We start from the raw sequence: 411 nt of genomic DNA on the forward strand, positions 1-411 counted from the left end.
CTCGCATAGCTGGCTCAGGTCTCCAAACCTGTGCTACACCGTAAATTATTTTACAACTAAATAACAGTAAGGGTACAGGTCAGAAGACCTGCACCAGAAAGGAAATAATTATTAATAAGTCCAAATCCATTGTGAACCATCCCATATAAAAGTAACTGCACCAGAGAACCAAACTGAACCGTCCATAGGACTTGCAGTTAGTGCTACATGTGGTGAACTATTAATTGCATCATAAAATGCACCTATGGTTATTTTGGCATTACTACCAAGTGAACTTGCTATCTTTATAACCGTGCCTGTAGCAATACCTGATGATGGTAAAGTAACTGTACAAGCAGCTGTTATTATGAAATTCCCTCCTGATGTTGATAAAGTCGTATTCGTAGTTACAGTTGTGTAGGTTAATGAGCA

General features: G+C 38.7%; 1 protein-coding gene. It reads right to left on the reverse strand.

Annotation, left to right across the window (positions count from 1 at the left end; translation table 11 throughout):
• Positions 1–111: 111 nt before the first annotated feature.
• Positions 112–411: hypothetical protein (locus tag E3E25_RS11530; protein ID WP_206204738.1), on the reverse strand; the 300-nt coding region annotated here is incomplete at its 5' end.

The sequence above is a fragment of the Thermococcus sp. MAR1 genome (assembly GCF_012027305.1).
GTDB lineage: Archaea > Methanobacteriota_B > Thermococci > Thermococcales > Thermococcaceae > Thermococcus.